We start from the raw sequence: 421 nt of genomic DNA, 5'->3' as shown, positions 1-421 counted from the left end.
TCCGGTGCCCTACGCCGATGTGGTCACCTCCACCACCCACAAGACGCTGGGCGGCCCGCGCGGCGGCATCATCCTGGCGAAGAAGGACTTCGCGAAGAAGCTGAACTCGTCGGTCTTCCCCGGTTTCCAGGGCGGCCCGCTGGAGCATGTGATCGCCGCGAAGGCGGTCTCCTTCAAGGTCGCCGCGTCGGAGGAGTTCAAGGAGCGCCAGCGGCGCACGGTGGGGGGTGCGCGGATCCTGGCCGAGCGGCTGACGGCCGAGGACGCCCGCGCGGCCGGGGTGAACGTGCTCTCCGGCGGCACCGACGTGCACCTGATCCTGGTCGACCTGCGCGCGTCCGAGCTGGACGGGCAGCAGGCCGAGGACCGGCTCCACGAGGTCGGCATCACGGTCAACCGCAACGCCGTCCCCAACGACCCC

The 421-nt window shown here is 71.0% G+C and carries 1 pseudogene; it reads left to right on the top strand.

The features are described 5' to 3' along the window. A pseudogene (locus ICC28_RS40145) lies at positions 1-421 on the top strand (serine hydroxymethyltransferase); the annotation flags it as partial.

Source organism: Streptomyces sp. TRM68416 (assembly GCF_014596915.1).
Lineage (GTDB): Bacteria > Actinomycetota > Actinomycetes > Streptomycetales > Streptomycetaceae > Streptomyces.
The sequence above is the reverse complement of the archived record's forward strand: the minus strand, read 5'-3'. Positions and strand labels throughout refer to the sequence as shown.